Annotated in this window: 15 protein-coding genes; 6 read left to right on the top strand and 9 right to left on the bottom strand. The window is 62.3% G+C overall.

Going from position 1 to position 16,535, the window contains the following annotated elements; genetic code table 11:
- The first annotated feature begins 159 nt into the window (after positions 1–159).
- The 4 genes from lon to cmoB all read left to right on the top strand — a co-directional run bounded on the left by lon (position 160) and on the right by cmoB (position 4,929).
- Positions 160–2,580 carry an endopeptidase La gene (lon, locus tag ACIP02_RS07650; protein WP_400614810.1) on the top strand — a complete coding sequence of 807 codons (2,421 nt, stop codon included), beginning with the start codon at positions 160–162 and terminating at the stop codon, positions 2,578–2,580.
- A 170-nt stretch (positions 2,581–2,750) separates the two neighbouring features.
- Positions 2,751–3,143, top strand: a complete 393-nt coding sequence (locus ACIP02_RS07645) for a protease inhibitor I42 family protein (protein WP_400614808.1) — start codon at positions 2,751–2,753, stop codon at positions 3,141–3,143.
- An 89-nt stretch (positions 3,144–3,232) separates the two neighbouring features.
- Positions 3,233–3,976 carry a carboxy-S-adenosyl-L-methionine synthase CmoA gene (gene cmoA, locus ACIP02_RS07640; protein ID WP_400614806.1) on the top strand — a complete coding sequence of 248 codons (744 nt, stop codon included), beginning with the start codon at positions 3,233–3,235 and terminating at the stop codon, positions 3,974–3,976.
- Entirely contained in the window at positions 3,973–4,929 is a 957-nt protein-coding gene (cmoB, locus tag ACIP02_RS07635; RefSeq protein WP_400614804.1) for a tRNA 5-methoxyuridine(34)/uridine 5-oxyacetic acid(34) synthase CmoB, read from the top strand. Before cmoA ends, cmoB begins: the two co-directional genes overlap by 4 nt.
- 69 nt (positions 4,930–4,998) lie before the next feature.
- On the opposite strand, the gene ACIP02_RS07630 is transcribed toward cmoB, so the two are convergent.
- The gene (locus ACIP02_RS07630) at positions 4,999–5,202 is read right to left on the bottom strand and encodes a hypothetical protein (protein ID WP_400614802.1); all 204 of its coding nucleotides are present in this window, start codon (positions 5,200–5,202) and stop codon (positions 4,999–5,001) included.
- A gap of 363 nt (positions 5,203–5,565) precedes the next feature.
- Here ACIP02_RS07630 and ACIP02_RS07625 point away from each other — a divergent pair, with 363 nt between their 5' ends.
- Together ACIP02_RS07625 and ACIP02_RS07620 are read left to right on the top strand one after the other, a co-directional pair.
- On the top strand, positions 5,566–6,240 hold the full coding sequence (locus ACIP02_RS07625; RefSeq protein ID WP_400614799.1) for a heavy metal response regulator transcription factor: 675 nt from the start codon (positions 5,566–5,568) through the stop codon (positions 6,238–6,240).
- Complete coding sequence (locus ACIP02_RS07620) at positions 6,237–7,619, top strand: heavy metal sensor histidine kinase (protein WP_400614796.1); 1,383 nt, start codon at positions 6,237–6,239, stop codon at positions 7,617–7,619. The genes ACIP02_RS07625 and ACIP02_RS07620 overlap by 4 nt, the downstream gene beginning before the upstream one ends.
- 110 nt (positions 7,620–7,729) lie before the next feature.
- On the opposite strand, the gene pdxJ is transcribed toward ACIP02_RS07620, so the two are convergent.
- From pdxJ to ACIP02_RS07580, 8 genes are all read right to left on the bottom strand, one after another.
- On the bottom strand, positions 7,730–8,452 hold the full coding sequence (pdxJ, locus tag ACIP02_RS07615) for a pyridoxine 5'-phosphate synthase (RefSeq protein ID WP_400615062.1): 723 nt from the start codon (positions 8,450–8,452) through the stop codon (positions 7,730–7,732).
- Positions 8,453–8,513: 61 nt separating this feature from the next.
- Positions 8,514–9,197 (bottom strand): DNA repair protein RecO, encoded by a 684-nt coding sequence (gene recO / locus ACIP02_RS07610; protein WP_400614794.1) that lies wholly within the window; start codon positions 9,195–9,197, stop codon positions 8,514–8,516.
- Between the two features lie 167 nt (positions 9,198–9,364).
- Positions 9,365–10,267, bottom strand: coding sequence for a GTPase Era (era, locus tag ACIP02_RS07605; RefSeq protein WP_346644665.1), 903 nt, complete (start codon positions 10,265–10,267; stop codon positions 9,365–9,367).
- A complete protein-coding gene (gene rnc, locus ACIP02_RS07600; protein WP_400614791.1) occupies positions 10,260–10,949 on the bottom strand; it encodes a ribonuclease III in 690 nt (229 codons plus the stop codon). The genes era and rnc overlap by 8 nt, the downstream gene beginning before the upstream one ends.
- Before the next feature lie 163 nt (positions 10,950–11,112).
- The gene (gene lepB / locus ACIP02_RS07595) at positions 11,113–11,967 is read right to left on the bottom strand and encodes a signal peptidase I (RefSeq protein ID WP_400614788.1); all 855 of its coding nucleotides are present in this window, start codon (positions 11,965–11,967) and stop codon (positions 11,113–11,115) included.
- Positions 11,968–11,972: 5 nt separating this feature from the next.
- The gene (lepA, locus tag ACIP02_RS07590; RefSeq protein WP_400614786.1) at positions 11,973–13,772 is read right to left on the bottom strand and encodes a translation elongation factor 4; all 1,800 of its coding nucleotides are present in this window, start codon (positions 13,770–13,772) and stop codon (positions 11,973–11,975) included.
- 180 nt (positions 13,773–13,952) lie between these two features.
- On the bottom strand, positions 13,953–15,359 hold the full coding sequence (locus ACIP02_RS07585) for a DegQ family serine endoprotease (RefSeq protein ID WP_400615059.1): 1,407 nt from the start codon (positions 15,357–15,359) through the stop codon (positions 13,953–13,955).
- Between the two features lie 209 nt (positions 15,360–15,568).
- Entirely contained in the window at positions 15,569–16,534 is a 966-nt protein-coding gene (locus tag ACIP02_RS07580; RefSeq protein WP_400614784.1) for a MucB/RseB C-terminal domain-containing protein, read from the bottom strand.
- Position 16,535 lies beyond the last annotated feature (1 nt).

The raw sequence follows: 16,535 nt of genomic DNA, 5'->3' as shown, positions 1-16,535 counted from the left end.
GCAAGCCACAAGCTACAAGCCGCAAGTAAAAGCGGGGCCAATGCGGTCCCGCTTTTTTCTTGCAGCTTGCAGCTTGCAGCTTGAAGCTTGAAGCTTGAAGCTTGAAACCCATCCCCCTCCGCCCCATCTAAGCACCATAGTCATTCACGCAGGTGCCCCATGAGCGACCAGCAGGATTTCCCGGAACACCCCGACGAACACAGCGAAGTCGAACACACCACCACTCAGGCCGAACCCGGCCACGCCCTCGCCCTGCCCGGCCAGCAGCTGCCGGACAAGGTCTACGTGATCCCGATCCACAACCGCCCGTTCTTCCCGGCGCAGGTGCTGCCGGTCATCGTCAACGAAGAGCCTTGGGCCGAAACCCTCGACCTGGTGGCCAAGTCACCGGATCACTGCCTGGCACTGTTCTTCATGGACACCCCGGCAGAAGACCACCGCCACTTCGATACCGCAGCGCTGCCGCAGTACGGCACGCTGGTCAAGGTGCACCATGCCAGCCGTGAAAACGGCAAGCTGCAGTTCGTCGCCCAGGGCCTGACCCGGGTCCGCATCCGCACCTGGCTCAAGCACCACCGCCCGCCTTATCTGGTCGAAGTCGAGTACCCGCGCCAGCCGGCGGAGCCGACTGACGAGGTCAAGGCCTACGGCATGGCCCTGATCAACGCGATCAAGGAACTGCTGCCGCTCAACCCGCTGTACAGCGAAGAACTGAAGAACTACCTCAACCGCTTCAGCCCCAACGACCCGTCACCGCTCACTGACTTCGCCGCCGCACTGACCTCGGCCACTGGCAACCAGTTGCAGGAAGTGCTGGACTGCGTGCCCATGCTCAAGCGCATGGAAAAGGTCCTGCCGATGCTGCGCAAAGAGGTAGAAGTCGCGCGCCTGCAGAACGAGATCTCGGCCGAGGTCAACCGGCAGATCGGCGAACACCAGCGCGAGTTTTTCCTCAAGGAGCAGCTCAAGGTCATCCAGCAGGAGCTGGGCCTGACCAAGGACGACCGCAGTGCCGACCTTGAACAGTTCGAACAGCGCCTCGAAGGCAAGACCCTGCCGCCCCAGGCGCAAAAGCGCATCGATGAAGAGATGGGCAAGCTGGCCATCCTTGAAACCGGCTCGCCGGAATATGCCGTCACCCGCAACTATCTGGACTGGGCCACCGCCCTGCCTTGGGGCGTCTACGGCAAGGACAAGCTCGACCTCAAGCATGCGCGCAAAGTGCTTGACCAGCACCACGCGGGCCTCGACGACATCAAGGAACGCATCCTTGAATTCCTCGCCGTAGGCGCCTGGAAGGGCGAAATCAGCGGCTCGATCGTGCTGCTGGTAGGCCCGCCCGGGGTTGGCAAGACCAGCATCGGCAAGTCGATCGCCGAGTCGCTCGGCCGTCCGTTCTACCGTTTCAGCGTCGGCGGCATGCGCGACGAAGCCGAAATCAAGGGCCACCGCCGCACCTACATCGGCGCCCAGCCCGGCAAGCTGGTGCAGGCCCTAAAAGACGTCGAAGTGATGAACCCGGTGATCATGCTCGACGAAATTGACAAAATGGGCCAGAGCTACCAGGGCGACCCGGCCTCGGCGCTGCTGGAAACCCTCGACCCGGAACAGAACGTCGACTTCCTCGACCACTACCTCGACTTGCGCCTGGACCTGTCCAAGGTGCTATTCGTGTGTACCGCCAACACCCTGGACTCGATCCCCGGGCCGTTGCTTGACCGCATGGAAGTGATTCGCCTGTCTGGCTACATCACCGAAGAAAAACTGGCCATCGCCAAGCGCCACCTGTGGCCCAAGCAGCTGGAAAAAGCCGGCGTGGCCAAAACCAGCCTCAGCATCAGTGACAGCGCCCTGCGCCTGGTCATCGAGGGCTATGCCCGCGAGGCCGGTGTGCGCCAACTGGAAAAGCAACTGGGCAAACTGGTGCGCAAGGCGGTGGTCAAGCTGCTGGACAACCCCGATGCCAAGCTGAAGATCGGCCCGAAGGACTTGGAAGCCGCGCTCGGCATGCCAGTGTTCCGCAGCGAGCAGGTACTGGCCGGCAAAGGTGTGATCACCGGCCTGGCCTGGACCAGCATGGGCGGCGCCACGCTGCCGATCGAGGCGACTCGCATTCACACCCTCAACCGCGGCTTCAAGCTGACCGGCAAGCTGGGGGACGTGATGAAAGAGTCGGCGGAAATCGCCTACAGCTACGTCAGCTCCAACCTCAAGCAGTTTGGCGGTGACCCGGGCTTCTTCAACGAGGCTTTCATCCACCTGCACGTCCCCGAAGGCGCTACGCCCAAGGACGGCCCGAGTGCCGGTATCACCATGGCCAGCGCCCTGCTGTCACTGGCCCGCGACCAGGCACCGAAAAAAGGCGTGGCCATGACCGGCGAGCTGACCCTCACCGGCCAGGTGCTGCCGATTGGCGGCGTGCGCGAGAAGGTGATTGCGGCGCGGCGGCAGAAGATCTTCGAACTGATCCTGCCGGAGCCTAACCGGGGTGACTTCGAAGAGCTGCCGGACTACCTGCGCGAAGGCTTGACGGTGCATTTCGCCAAGCGCTTTGCCGACGTGGCAAAAGTGCTGTTCTAGCCTGCACCGGTCACTGCGCGGGTGAACCCGCTCCCACAGGTACTCCATTGGATTTGAAACCAGTGGAGTACCTGTAGGAGCGGGTTTACCCGCGAAGAGGCCCGCACAGGCAACACAAATTTCCTTGATCATCGGTTATCCTCAGGCAATCGTCAGCCTCCGGAGCCAACATGACCTCCCCTCGTCTGCTCGTTCCCCTGAGCTTCGCCCTGCTTTCTGCCTGCGCCCAACAACCCACGCAGCCCGTTGAACTGGACGCCGAAAGCGAATGCCCGACGCGCCTGCAGGTGGGCCAGGGCCTGACACTGAGCTTGCCTGGCAACCCCTCCACCGGCTATCGCTGGCGGGTACAGAACCCAGCATCCAATGTGCTGCAAAGCCTAGGCCCCGAGGTTTACAGCGCTCCCGAAGACAGCGATGTGGTCGGCAGCTCGGGCCTTTCGACCTGGCGCTACCAGGCCCGCGCCACTGGCGAAGGCAACCTGGTACTGGTCTACCAACAGCCATGGGCCCTGGAAGTGCCCCCAGTGCAGACCTTCGATTGCGCCATCCGGGTCAACTGAACGCACAGCGCTGGTCAGCCGACCATGCATCCAGGCGGCAGTTTGGCTAGAATGCGCCCCCTGCCCATCAGCCGCCGCCTGGATTCACCGTGAGCAAACAACCCGACCGCCTCTTCGCCCACCCTCTGGAGCAGGTGCCCGACTTCGTCTTCAACGAGGACGTAGTGCGAGTATTCCCGGACATGATCAAGCGTTCGGTGCCGGGCTACCCGACCATCGTCGAAAACCTCGGCGTGCTGGCTGGCCGCTTCGCCCAGGCAAACACCGCGCTGTACGACCTGGGCGCATCGTTGGGTGCAGTCACCCAGTCGCTGCGCCGCCATGTGCGCAGCGACGGCTGCCGGGTTATCGCGGTAGACAACTCCGCGGCCATGGTCGAGCGCTGCCGCCAGTACCTCACCGCGCAGGACTCCATGTTCCAGGAGCTGCTGCCGGTGCAAGTACTGGAAGCCGATATCCTCGCCTTGCCCTTCGAGCCCGCCTCGGTAGTGGCAATGAACTTCACGCTCCAGTTCATCGCCCCCGACCAGCGCCTGGAACTGCTCGGCCGTATCCGCCAGGCGCTGCTGCCGGGCGGCGCGCTGATCCTCTCGGAGAAGCTGCGCTTTGCCGATGAGCACGAGCAGGACCTGCTCAATGAACTGCACCTGGACTTCAAGCGGGCCAATGGCTACAGCGAACTGGAAATCGCCCAGAAGCGCAGCGCCATTGAAAACGTGATGCGCCCCGATACCCTCGAAGCCCATCGAGAGCGCCTGCGTGCCGCCGGTTTCTCGAAAGTGGTGCCCTGGTTCCAATGCCTTAACTTCGCCTCGTTGATAGCCCTGCCATGATCGATCTGTCCCCCCTCGTCCGCCGCCTGGCGGGCACGCCCCTGGCTTCTTGGTCGCAAGGCCTGCAAGCGCAACTGGAAGCCAAGCTGGAGAAAGGCCACGGTGACCTCGACCGCTGGCGCGGCGCACTCGACGCCCTGCCCGCCTTGCAACCGAGCGAAATCGACCTGGTCAACGGGCTACGCCTGGACTGTGACTGCGACGACGCCACGCGCGCGCAGATGCGCCAGGCGCTGATGGGCCTGGCGCCTTGGCGCAAGGGGCCATTCGACCTGTTTGGCGTGCACGTGGACACCGAATGGCGCTCGGACTGGAAATGGTCACGGGTCGGCCCGCACCTGGACCTCAAGGGCAAGCGTGTGCTCGATGTGGGTTGTGGCAACGGCTACTACCAGTGGCGCATGCTCGGTGCCGGCGCCGACATGGTGGTGGGCGTCGACCCCAACTGGCTGTTCTTCTGCCAGTTCCAGGCCGTGCAGCAGTACCTGCCAGCGCTTGCGGCCTGGCACCTGCCGTTCGCGCTGGAAGAGCTGCCGGCCAACCTGGAAGGCTTCGATACGGTGTTTTCCATGGGCGTGTTCTACCATCGCCGCTCGCCCATCGAGCACCTGCTGGCGCTCAAGGACTGCCTGGTGAAGGGTGGTGAGCTGGTACTTGAAACCCTGGTGATCGAAGGCGACGAAAACCAGGTGCTGGTCCCTGAGGACCGCTACGCGCAAATGCGCAACGTCTGGTTCCTGCCGTCGGTACCCGCGCTGGAGCGCTGGTTGCGCCGTGCCGGCTTCAGCGATGTGCGTTGCGTCGATGTGAGCGTGACCAGCGTCGAAGAGCAGCGCAGTACCGATTGGATGCGCTATCAGTCACTGGGCGACTTCCTCGACCCTAACGACCACAGCAAGACCATCGAAGGCCTGCCCGCCCCACGCCGCGCCACGCTGGTGGCACGCAAATAAAAAAGGCGCCCGTTCGGGCGCCTGAAAACACCTGCGTCGAGGAGCTGTCGCGGCGCAGGTGCGGTTACCTCAATCCTTTGCTAGCTCGCGGGCCTTCTCTTGCGCCTTGCGTTCGCGTTCGGCAACGGCCAGTTGCTTGTCGCCGTGCAGCCGCTGCTGGTCTTCGCGGAAGGCTTGCCAGAACTGTCTGGAGCGCTCCGCACCGCCCTCGGCGTAAACGCTGGCGCTGCCCAGGGCAAGGGTGGCCAACAGCAGGTATTGGGTCAGGTTCATCGTGTTTGCCTCGTGATAACCGATCAGACAGGGCCATCCTAGCGAGGGCTAGCTAACGGCAAGGTGAGGCGGGGATTACAGTCCTGCAATGTGAGCTGCTATTGCCTGTTCCGGCCCTTTCGCGGGTAAACCCGCTCCCACAGGTAAACCACAACATTCAGCATCTGTGCTGTACCTGTGGGAGCGGGTTCATCGAGGCGTCGAACCGCCGCGAAAGGGCCGGAACAGGCAGCCAGATAACACCAGGATTACAAATCCGTTATCTACGCCGCAGCCCCATTCTCATGCCGTAACATCCTTCCGCTTGACCCTGATGTCACTACAGGGTCGAGAATCGTCCCCTTTCATAACTCCGAGCCCCCCATGCGCCTACTGATCATCGAGGACGAGCTGCGTACCGCCGACTACCTGCAACAAGGCCTGCGCGAAAACGGCTACGTGGTCGACTGCGCCCACACTGGCACCGACGGCTTGCACCTGGCTCGCCAGCAGCCTTACGACCTGGTCATCCTCGACGTCAACCTGCCCGAACTCGATGGCTGGACCGTGCTGCAGCGCCTGCGCGCCGAGTCGGCCACGCGCGTAATGATGCTCACCGCCCATGGCCGCCTGGCCGACCGGGTCAAGGGCCTGGACCTGGGCGCCGATGACTACCTGCTCAAGCCTTTCGAATTCCCTGAACTACTGGCACGCATCCGCAGCCTGCTGCGCCGCAACGACCAGCAACTGCAACCCAGCACCCTGCGCGTCGCCGACCTGGAGCTGGACCCCGGCCGCCACCGCGCCTACCGTAGCGGGCAGCGTATCGACCTGACGGCCAAGGAGTTCGCCCTGCTGCACCTGTTGATGCGCCAGACCGGCGAAGTGCTGTCGCGCACCCAGATCATCTCGCTGGTATGGGACATGAACTTCGACTGCGACACCAATGTGGTCGAGGTCTCGATCCGGCGCCTGCGGGCGAAGATCGACGACCCCTTCGACAGCAAGCTGATCCATACCCTACGTGGCGTCGGCTATGTGCTGGAGGCCCGTTTTTGAAAAAGGCCAGCCTGTCGCTACGCCTGGGCCTGAGCGTAACGCTGATGGGCGCCGCACTGGTGCTGCTGCTGGCCTGCCTGGCGGTATTCGCCCTTGATCACGAACTGGACAGCCGCGCCCGCAAAGACCTGGCGCGCAAGATGCTGCAGGTCGAGCACAACCTGCGCGTCGACCTGCGCAGCGAGGACCTGGGCAGCCGCGCCCATCCGCTGCTCGATCTGGTGATGGGGCACGACAACCTCAGCCTTAGCGTACTGGCATTGGACAGCCGCCACCCGCACCTGCTCAGCCTGGGGCCTGCCCTGGAATCACGGGTCGCTGAACTGCCCACCGTTGCCCGCCTGGCCTTTTACCCTTGGCGCGACAGCATCGGCAACCAGATCCTCACCGTAACCCGGCTGATGCACCTGCGCGACAACACCCCGGTCAAGGTGATGATGTCGCTGAACCGTGCCGACGATAACGCCCTGCTCCAGGCCTACCTGCATTCCACCTTGCTGGCGTTGCCGTTGCTGCTGGTGCTGATTGGTGCGGGCGCCTGGTGGCTGATGCAGCGTGGCCTGAAACCGCTGCGGCGCTTTCGGCGGATCGCCGGGCAGGTTTCGCCCCAGGACCTCCAACATCGCCTGCCCACCACCGACCTGCCGCTGGAGCTGGCGGAACTGGCACGCAGCATCAACGTGATGCTCGACCGCCTCGACCAGGGTGTCAGCCAGCTGTCGCAGTTTTCCGATGACCTGGCCCATGAGCTGCGTACGCCGCTGAGCAACCTGATGGGCAAGGCCCAGGTGACACTGGCCCGTGAGCGGGACAACGCCAATTACCGAGAGGTGCTGGAAGACAGCATCGAAGAGCTGACCCGGCTCAACCGCATCATCAACGACATGCTGTTTCTTGCCCAGGTCAGCCAGCCACAGACTCAGGTGGCGCTGAAACCCTTGGCACTGGCTGACGAGGCGGTGCGGGTGGTCGAGTTGTTTGCCTTCAGTGCCGAGATTAAGGCCGTTGAGCTGCGGGTTCAGGGCTGGGGCACGGCACTGGGCGACCGGCTGATGTTTCAGCGGGCGCTGTCGAACCTGTTGAGCAATGCCATTCGGCATAGTCCTGAGGGCGTGCCGGTCGAGTTGCATATCGAGCGTGTGGCCAGTGAGGTACGGCTTTCGGTAGAGAACCAGGGACCTGGCATTGCCGCCGAGCATCAGCCTCGCTTGTTCGAGCGGTTTTACCGGGTCGGCTCGGGGCGCTCGCGGCTGGAAGGTGGGACCGGGTTGGGGCTGGCGATCGTCAAGTCGATCATGCAGTTGCATGGGGGGCGAGTTGAAGTGAGCAGCAGCCTCTTGGGGCCTACCTGCTTCAGCCTGGTGTTTCCTGCCGAATAATCGGCTGCCTGTGCCGGCCTATTCGCGGGTGAACCCGCTCCTACACAGATCGTGGTGCTTGTGTAGGAGCGGGTTTACCCGCGAATAGGCCAGTACAGGCAACCGGCAAATCAGCGCGAAGCCGCGACGATCAGCGCCTTCATCTCGGCCACAGCCGCCTTGAAACCAACGAACAAGGCATGCGCCACCAGCGCGTGGCCAATGTTCAGCTCGTTGATCCCTTTGATCGCCGCCACCGCCTCGACGTTGTGGTAATGCAGGCCATGGCCGGCATTGACGATCAGCCCCTGGCCTACGCCAAACGCCACACCATCGACAATGCGCTGCAGCTCTTCAGCCACTTCGGTCGGGGTTTGGGCGTCGGCATAACGGCCGGTATGCAGCTCGATGGCCGGCGCGCCAACACGGCGCGAAGCCTCGATCTGCCGCTCGTCGGCATCGATGAACAGCGACACTTCGGCACCGGTACGTGCCAGGCGCTCGACCGCCGCCTTGATCCGGGCCTCTTGGCCCGCCACGTCCAGGCCACCCTCGGTGGTCAGCTCCTGACGGGTTTCCGGTACCAGGCAGATATGCGCCGGGCGAATCTTCTCGGCAAAGGCCATCATCTCTTCGGTGATGCCCATCTCGAAGTTCATGCGCGTCTGCAGCACATCCTTGAGCACCACCACATCACGTTCCTGGATGTGCCGACGGTCTTCGCGCAGGTGCACGGTGATGCCATCGGCGCCTGCTTCCTCGGCATCCAGGGCCGCCTTGACCGGGTCAGGGTAACGCGTGCCGCGGGCCTGGCGCAGGGTCGCCACGTGGTCGATGTTGACGCCAAGAAGCATGCGGTTGCTGTGAGTCACGAAAGGCTCTCCTGAAGATTGAGCCCCACAGCATACGTCGTGATCAGCGCTTGCGAAACAGTTCCCGGCTGACCAGCGGTTTTGCCCCCAGATGAACCGCCAGTGCCTGGCGCATCAGGCGCTTGGCAGCAAGCAAGGCGCCGGGCGCGTCCCAGTCGGCGTCAGCCAGGGCCAGCAGTTCGGTGCCGCGGAACAGGCCGGGTTGTGCCAGTTCGACCCGCTCCAGGCCGGCATCCACGCGCAAGCGGTACAGGCCATCGGTGGCGATGGGCTGGTCGTTGACGTCCTGGCTCAGGGAAAACGCATAACCGAGCTCATCTAGCAGCCGCCATTCGAACGAGCGCAGCAAAGGCTCCAGCGGTCGTCCTTCGGCCAGGGCTTGCAAGGTCAGGGAGTAGTGCTCGAACAGCGCCGGGAATGGCGCTTCGGCAGGCAGCAGGCGCATCAGCAGTTCATTGAGGTACAGCCCGCTGAACAGTGCATCGCCATGCAGCCAGGCGGCGATGCCAGCGCTGTCCATGCGCCCGACATTTTTCAGCTCGCCGCGCCCGCGCAGCTCTACCTCAAGTGGCACGAACGGCCGCACCAGGCTGCCACCCTTGCCGCGTGCACGGCGCAATACCGCGCGCATACGGCCCTGCGGGGTGAAAAAGTCCACCAGCGCGCTGGTTTCCTTGTAGGCACGGCTGTGCAGCACATAGGCTGGCTGGCCGACAGGTTGTTCCATGAAAGATCACTCGCCCCAAGGTTGCACTGGCCCTTGTAGGAGCGGCCTTGTGTCGCGATAGGGCCGCAAAGCGGCCCCAGGTTCTCAGCTTCGCAGCATAAACTGCTGGGGCTGCTGCGCAGCCCTATCGCGACACAAGGCCGCTCCTACAGGGGCGAGCGCGCGGCTCAGAGGTCGCCGTAGCCCAGCGAACGCAGGGCGCGCTCGTCGTCGGACCAGCCGCCTTTTACCTTGACCCACAGGTTGAGCATGACCTTGGAGTCGAACAGCACTTCCATGTCCTTGCGTGCCTCGGAGCCAATGCGCTTGATGCGCTCGCCCTTGTCTCCAATGATGATCTTCTTCTGGCCGTCACGTTCAACCAGGATCAACGCGTGGATGTGCAGCACATGGCCCTGTTGCTTGAACTCTTCGATTTCCACGGTGATCTGGTACGGCAGCTCTGCACCCAACTGGCGCATGATCTTCTCGCGCACCAGTTCCGCAGCCAGGAAGCGGCTGCTGCGGTCGGTGATCTGGTCTTCCGGGAAGAAGTGATCGTTTTCCGGCAGGTGCTTGGCGATCTGTGCTTCCAGCGCTTCGAGGTTATGCCCCTGCTGCGCGGAAATCGGCATCACCTCGGCATTCGGCAGTTGCTCCTGCAGCCACTGCAGGTGCGGGATCAACTCGGCCTTCTCTTCCATGCGGTCGGTCTTGTTGACCGCGATGATCAGCGGGCCGGTCACGTACTGCACACGCTCCAGTACCAGTTGGTCCTCGTCGGTCCACTTGGTACGGTCGACCACGAAGATCACCACGTCGACGTCCTTCAGGGCCGCCGAAGCGTTGCGGTTCATGTAGCGGTTCAAGGCCTTGTCGTTGGCCTTGTGCATACCGGGGGTATCGACGTAGATCGCCTGCACGTCACCCTCGGTCTTGATGCCGAGCATGTTGTGGCGTGTGGTCTGCGGCTTGCGCGAAGTAATCGCCAGCTTCTGGCCGAGGATGTGGTTAAGCAGGGTCGACTTGCCGACGTTGGGGCGGCCGACAATGGCTACGTAGCCACAGCGGGTCGGGGTGTTATCAGTCATTGCCATTCTCCACGCCCAGGGCGATCAGTGCAGACGCGGCAGCGACTTGCTCGGCAATACGCCGGCTAACGCCCTGGCCACGACTCTTGTTGTTCAGCAGCACCACTTCACATTCGACAAAGAAGGTGCGGCAGTGCGGTTCACCCTGGATATCCACTACTTCGTAACGCGGCAGCTCACAGCTGCGCGACTGCAGGAACTCTTGCAGGCGGGTTTTTGGATCTTTGTTGGTGTCGACCAGGGTCAGGCCTTCGAACTCATTGGCCAGCCAGGCCAGCACGCGCTCTCGGGCCGTTTCCATATCGGCATCCAGATAAATGGCGCCAATCAGTGCCTCTAGCGCGTCGGCCAGGATCGACTCACGACGAAAACCGCCGCTCTTGAGTTCGCCCGACCCCAGGCGCAAGTATTCACCCAGGTCGAAACCACGGGCCAGGCGGGCCAGGGTCTCGCCCTTGACCAGGCGTGCGCGCAGACGCGACAGCTGGCCTTCGCGGGCCTGCGGAAAACGCTCGAACAGCGCTTCGCCGGCGACGAAATTGAGAATGGCGTCACCGAGAAACTCCAGGCGCTCGTTGTTGCGCCCGGCATAGCTGCGATGGGTCAGCGCCAGGAGCATCTGGTCCTGGTTCTTGAAGGTGTAACCGAGCTTTCGCTCCAGATTGGCAAGGGAAGCACTCATGCGGCCACCCGTTGGTTGTTCAACGCGTTGTTCAAATCAACATCCTGAAAGACTGTTTGGCTGTGGTTCGCCACGCGATGTGCGGCGAATCTCCCGATCCCTGAGAACACAGCCTATGTCAGAAATGCATTCGGCGCTGTCTACTGGACAGCGCCGATGGGTATCAATGGATCAGGCCAACCCGCGACAGGTTGGGCAGGTGGCTGAGTTTCGGCTCTGGCCAGCTCATCCACACTGCGAAGGCCTTGCCGACAATATTGCGGTCCGGAACCATGCCGTGCAGTTCCTTGGGAATGTTCGGGTCATCCCAGAAACGGCTGTCGTTGGAGTTGTCGCGGTTGTCGCCCATCATGAAGTAATGGCCTGCCGGCACGGTCCACTGCTGGTCCGGTGGCATGCGATAGCGGCTCATTTCCTTGCGGATCAGGTGTTCGGCCTCGCCGAGCTTTTCCTTGTACAGCTCGGCGCTGCCCAAGGTACCCGGCTCGCTGCCCACCAGCTGTTCGGCAATCGGCTGGCCGTTGACGAACAGCCGCTTGTCGTTGGTGTAGCGCACCACGTCGCCCGGCAGGCCAACCACACGCTTGATGTAGTTGACGTTCGGGTCGCTCGGGTAGCGGAACACCATCACATCCCCGCGCTGCGGGTCACCCACCTCGATGACCTTCTTGTCGATCACCGGCAGGCGAATGCCGTACGAGAACTTGTTCACCAAAATGAAATCGCCCACTTCCAGGGTCGGCTTCATCGACCCCGAAGGGATCTGGAACGGCTCGACCAAAAACGAGCGCAGCACCAGCACGATGAACAGCACCGGGAAGAACGACTTGCCGTACTCGACCAGCAACGGCTCCTTGTTCAGGCGCTCGACCACGGCCAACTCGGGCTGGCTGACGCTGCCCTGGTAGTTGGTAATTGCCGCACGCCGGCGCGGGGCCAGGAACAGCAGGTCGATCAAGCCCAGCAGACCGCAGACGAATACGGCGATGACCAGCAACAGCGGGAAATTTAGCGACATAGGACCTAGCTATCCAACCTGAGCACGGCGAGGAAGGCTTCTTGTGGAATCTCCACGTTGCCCACCTGTTTCATGCGTTTCTTACCGGCCTTCTGCTTCTCCAGCAGTTTCTTCTTACGGCTGACGTCACCACCGTAGCACTTGGCCAGTACGTTCTTTCTGAGCGCCTTGACGGTTGTCCGCGCAATGATCTGGCCGCCAATGGCTGCCTGAATCGCCACATCGAACATCTGCCGAGGGATCAGTTCCTTCATCTTCTCGGTCAACGCACGGCCTTTGTAGGCCGCGTTGTCGCGGTGCACGATCAATGCCAGGGCATCAACCTTGTCGCCGTTGATCAGCACGTCCAGCTTGACCAGGTTGGCCGACTGGTAGCGATCGAAATGATAGTCCAGCGAAGCATAGCCGCGGCTGGTGGACTTGAGGCGGTCGAAGAAGTCGAGCACCACTTCGTTCATTGGCATGTCATAGCGCACCTGCACCTGGCTGCCGAGGAACTGCATGTCACGCTGCACGCCGCGCTTTTCAATGCACAGGGTGATGACGTTGCCCAGGTGCTCCTGCGGCACGAGGATGGTGGCGGTGACGATCGGCTCGCGGAAGTCGGTGACCGAAGACACGTCCGGCAGCTTCGACGGGTTGTCAACGATGATGGTTTCGCCAGTCTTGAGCTCAAGCTCATAGATTACGCTTGGCGCTGTGGTGATCAGGTCGAGGTCGTACTCGCGCTCCAGGCGCTCCTGGATGATCTCCATGTGCAGCATGCCGAGGAAGCCACAGCGGAAGCCGAAGCCCAGGGCATCGGAGCTTTCCGGCATGTACTGCAGCGACGAATCGTTCAGCGTCAGCTTCTGCAGCGCGTCGCGGAAGTCTTCGAAGTCATCGGAACTGACCGGGAACAGGCCGGCGTAGACCTGCGGCTGGATTTTCTTGAAGCCTGCCAGTACTTCCACTTCCGGGGTGGAGGACAAGGTCAGGGTGTCACCAACCGGTGCACCATGGATGTCCTTGATGCTGGCAATGATGAAGCCTACTTCACCGGCTTTCAGATCAGCGGTCTGGGTGTGTTTCGGGGTGAACACACCGACGCTGTCGACCAGGTGCACCTTGCCGGTGGACTTGACCAGAATCTTGTCGCCTTTCTTGACGCGGCCCTGGCGCACACGCACCAGCGAGACCACGCCCAGGTAATTGTCGAACCAGGAGTCGATGATCAGCGCTTGCAGCGGTGCATCGATTTCGCCTTCAGGCGGCGGGATGGAGTGCACCAGGCGCTCGAGCACCTCGTCCACGCCCATGCCGCTCTTGGCGCTGCAGGCCACGGCGTCGGTGGCGTCGATACCGATGATTTTCTCGATCTCGTCCTTGACGCGGTCCGGGTCAGCCTGGGGCAGGTCCATCTTGTTCAGGACCGGCATTACCTCCAGGCCCTGCTCGATGGCGGTGTAGCAGTTGGCTACGGACTGGGCTTCGACGCCCTGGCCGGCGTCGACCACCAGCAGTGCGCCTTCACAGGCCGCCAGCGAACGCGAGACTTCGTAGGTGAAGTCGACGTGGCCGGGGGTGTCGATGAAGTTCAGCTGGTAGGTTTTGCCGTCCTGCGCCTTGTAATGCAGCGTGACGCTGTGGGCCTTGATAGTGATACCGCGCTCACGCTCCAGGTCCATGGAGTCGAGGACCTGAGCTTCCATTTCGCGCGCCGACAGGCCACCGCACATCTGGATGAAACGGTCGGCCAGCGTCGACTTGCCATGGTCGATGTGGGCGATGATGGAGAAATTGCGGATATGACTCAAATCACTCACAGGTCAACACTCGAAAAGGCTGCGAGCCGGACGCCCGCCGAAAAATAGCCGGGAATTGTACCTTAAGCTGCTGGGTTATGGGAGATTCCTCTGTCCGACTGTACACAGCAATTATCCGTACAATTGTGAATATTCATGAAAAAGGGCAGCCGAGGCTGCCCTTTTCCCTTGCCGGCCCGCTTATTCAGCGAGCTTGAAGGTAATGAAGCTGGCACGACCCTGACGCAGCACGCGCATCGACACCGAACGGTTTTTCGGCAGCTCCTTGGCGATTTCGGTGAATTCCTTGGCCGAGCCGATGGCCTGGTTGTTCAGGTGGCTGATGACATCACCCGGACGCAGGCCGATCAGCGCTGCCGGGCCATCCTGCACTTCCTTGATGACCACGCCGCCCTTGAGCTCCAGGGATTTCTTCTGCTCGGCGGTCAGGTCGGCCACCGAGACACCCAGGCGGTTGCTGCTGCGCTCGGCGCTGCCTTGCGCGCCAGTGCCGGTGCCGATGTCGGCATCGTCATCCGGCATCGCGCCAACGGCAATGTCGAGGTTCTGGCGCTTGCCATTGCGGATGATCTCAAGTTTGGCCTTTTCGCCATCCTTGAGGCTGCCGACCAGGTGCGGCAGGTCGGCCGACATGACGATTGGCTGACCGTTCATGCTCAGGATCACGTCACCTACCTGCAAGCCACCCTTCGCTGCCGGGCCGTCTTCCAGCACCTGCGCCACGAGTGCACCGGCCGGTTTGTCCAGGCCGAAGGACTCAGCCAGGTCTTTGTTGACCTCCTGGATCACCACGCCCAGCCAGCCGCGGCTGACCTTGCCGTCTTTCTTCAGCTGATTGGAAACATCGATCGCCACATCGATCGGGATGGCGAACGACAGGCCCATGAAGCCACCGGAACGGGTGAAGATCTGCGAGTTGATACCCACCACTTCGCCCTTCATGTTGAACAACGGGCCACCGGAGTTACCCGGGTTGATGGCCACGTCGGTCTGGATGAACGGTACGTAGGTGTCATTCGGCAAGGTCCGGCCCTTGGCGCTGACGATACCTTTGGTTACCGAATGGTCGAAGCCGAACGGCGAACCGATGGCCAGCACCCACTCGCCCACCTTCAACTTCTCGGAGTCACCCAGCTTCACGGTCGGCAGGTTCTTGCCCTCGACCTTCAGCAGGGCCACGTCGGTACGCGGGTCGGTGCCAACCAGCTTGGCCTGCAGCTCACTGCGGTCCGACAGGCGGACGATGATTTCGTCGGCATCGGCCACCACATGGTTGTTGGTCAGCACGTAGCCATCGCTGGAAATGATGAAGCCCGAGCCCAGCGACTGCGCCTCACGCTGGCGGTCCCCACGCGGCGAGCGCGGCTGCTGCGGCATGTTGCGCTCGAAGAACTCGCGGAACATTGGCGGCAGGCCTTCCAGGTCCGGCATCTGCCCTTGGGCAACGCGGCGGTCCGGCAGCTTCTGCTTGGTACTGATGTTGACCACCGCCGGCGAGGCCTGCTCGACCAGGGTGGTGAAGTCCGGCAGGGCTTCCTCGGCCTGGGCGCTGAGCACCTGGCCGAGCATCAGCACGGCGGCGAACATCGTTAGGTAGGATTTCAAGCGTGGTATTGACATACGGCTCCCGTCAAAACGAGCGGTAGTTTAGAAAGACCCCTGCACAAAGCAGGAAAGGCCAGGCTCCTGAAAGCCTGACCTATAGAAAATTTGCCGATGGATTGCAAATGACAATGCTTTAATTTCATTTCAGCCGTATGTCCGCCCGCCTTGGCATCGCCCGCAAAAGCGCACCATTACTGGCGCGCCTGGGCATCCTGAGGGCGCATTGACAGCGCGACGCGTTCTGCCGTTCCAAGAGGGATTTCGCCAACCACAGTCACCATCACCTTGCCCTTGGGCGTGTTCAGGCGGCGCGAAACCGCTGAAGTTGGGCCCAATTGGGTGCGCATGTCGGTGCCGCCGTCGTCTTTCACCGGTTCGAGAAACACCGAGAAGCGCGCCAGGCCATCGTCATACATCAAGCTGCTGACCGAGCTGTTGCGCTTGGGGTCGCGGCGCACCGAACTGTTGACCAGTTCGAAGCCAGGCGGCAGCCAGTCCGAGCGCCAGCCAGCGACGGTGTCATTGCTGACGGCGGTGGCAGGCTGCACCGGCTTGCAGGCTGCGCTGGGGCGCATATCCGCGTCACTGGGAAGTTTTGCGGTATCGAGGCGGGTCATCTGGAAGCGCTCCAGCAACTGCCCCTTGTCGTTGAGCATCAACGAGCGCAGCGGCAGGCCGCTGCTTCGATCCAGATGCAGTTCGAAGGCGTAACGGTGCTGATCACGTGGGGCCAGGGTAACAATCACGGCGTCGCGCCCGGCGACCCGCGACTTGCCTACCACGCTCAAGTCGTACCAGCCCATCAGTTTCAGTGGATCAAGCACACGCTGTGCAGTATCTGGCGGCGCCGTGACACTGCTGGCCAAGGCCCCGCTGACGCACTCCACCTTGCCATCCACGCGCACGATTTCCTGGGCAGCGCCATCGAGCTGCAAGAGCCGCTCGCTGACCTTGCCGTCCTCGACCCTGTGCCAGATATCGTGGGAGGAGAAGCTGCCGTTGCGTTCGTAAACGAAAGAGCCTTGATAGCTCTGCTTTTGCTCGGCCTGTGCCAGCTTGTTCAGCCACTCACTCGCCTCAGGCGAAGAGTTGGCTGCCAACGCTGGCACCGTCATGCAGCTGCCAATCAGCAGCGACAGGAGAGGTAGCGCGCGCATG

The sequence above is a fragment of the Pseudomonas sp. NPDC089408 genome, assembly GCF_044749445.1.
Lineage (GTDB): Bacteria > Pseudomonadota > Gammaproteobacteria > Pseudomonadales > Pseudomonadaceae > Aquipseudomonas.
The sequence above is the reverse complement of the archived record's forward strand: the minus strand, read 5'-3'. Positions and strand labels throughout refer to the sequence as shown.